Source organism: Acinetobacter stercoris (genome assembly GCF_900323515.1).
GTDB lineage: Bacteria > Pseudomonadota > Gammaproteobacteria > Pseudomonadales > Moraxellaceae > Acinetobacter > Acinetobacter stercoris.
This window is the reverse complement of the sequence record NZ_OOGT01000368.1, coordinates 1-1,671: the sequence shown is the minus strand read 5'-3', so window position 1 is coordinate 1,671 and position 1,671 is coordinate 1. Positions and strand designations below refer to the sequence as shown.

General features: G+C 33.0%; 1 protein-coding gene. It reads right to left on the bottom strand.

Annotated features, from left to right (window positions below; all coding sequences use genetic code 11):
• Positions 1-1,256, bottom strand: a 1,256-nt coding sequence (locus KPC_RS19560) for a PAS domain S-box protein (RefSeq protein WP_228212360.1), incomplete at its 3' end; no start/stop codon positions are given.
• Between the last annotated feature and the right edge of the window lie 415 nt (positions 1,257-1,671).

The following is a 1,671-nucleotide window of genomic DNA, read 5'->3' as shown; positions in this document are numbered from 1 at the left end:
AAATTATAGATAATTGCAAAGTCATCATTGTTTAAATGAGAAATCAATAATGCTTGGGGGTTAGCCTGGCGCAAACGACCAGCAACTTGTTTAAGGAGCTCATCTCCTGCGTGATTACTTAAATACTCATTGAAAAATCTAAAACGGTCAATATTTACTCGAATTACCGCCAGATGCTTTAATGAATGTAAGCTATCACTCAAATATTGATGTAACTGGTTATTAAAATAAAGGCGATTTGGCAAATCAGTTAAAGTATCGTAATTTTCTAGGTAAGATAGACGCAGTTCCTGCTTTTTCCGCTCGGTTAGATCCGTCACTATGCCAACATAATGGATAACCTTGTTTTTTTCATCACGTACTGCATTGATATGAGTCCAGATACTAATTTTTTTTCCTGAAATGAACTCTTCTGTTGCTTCAGCATCGTATTCATCCGTCTGGATAAGCCGCTGATACATGGTTGTGTGATAATTAATTGTATCTGTGCAATTATTCTTGGTGATATCAAACAGGTGCTTCCCGAGGATCTGCTTTTGATCAAGCCCAGTAAGCTTTTCGAAATAGGGGTTTACTTCAACAAAGCATAAATTATGATCTAAAACAAAAACACCTTCAGCAACCTGATCAAATACATTAGCTGCTAAACGTAATTGTTCCTGATCATTTTTTTCTTTTTGAATATTACGGCGAATACCAACCATACGTAGTGGTTTTTTATTTTGAGAGTTCCTCGATACAACACGACCAGTATCATGAAACCAGATCCATTGTTCCTGAACCTTTACTCTATAGCTACATTCAAAGTGATCAGAAAAACCACGTAAATGTGCACGCATAAGTGTATTATATGTATTTAAATCATCAGGATGAATAATGCTTTTGGTTTTATGTGTATGATAGGTTTTTTGGTAAAATAATTTATTTAACTCTGATCCTAAGAATTCAATTGTGCGTTTTTCAATATTCCAGACCCATGAATGAATTCCAGCAGCTTCATGTGCTAGAGCCAGATTTTGTCTATGATTTTCAAGTCTGATATTCATTTGTTCAATATCATATGTTCTAGACTTTACTTTTTGTTCCAATAATTGATTATTTAACTGAAGCTCATTCTCGATTTCTTTGGATCGAAGTGAAGATATGCTTAATTGCTCAGATAGTTTTCTTGAAGACTCTAAATATTGTGCAGCATTGTTTTGCAAGATCTGGTTATTAATAATAAATTGTGAATATTGACGTTGTTTTCTATACATAACCAAACCGCCAATAAACAATATGCTAAACCATACTATCAGACATATATAATATTGAGGTGCAATTAAATGCGGGAATATAACGTCAGAAAGTAAAAAGGCTAAACTCGAAGGCACAAAAATAAAAATAAAATGCAGGAAGCGTTGGGTAAGGTATAAAATTGAAAAAAGATAAGTACCACTAAGTAATAATGTACTCAATGTAATCAGATGATTAGTATTTATATCGGGTTGTATAACAGGAACATAATAGTTAAAGATTAATATGCCGATAGATAGCATCGCTCCGATACATAGGCATATTAAGTTATTTAAAAATTCTTGGGATTCGCTACTGAGATTTTTCCGGGTAGAGAATAAAGATAAAATAAATGAAGTTGTAATGATGATGCTGTATATAATAAACCAAATATTA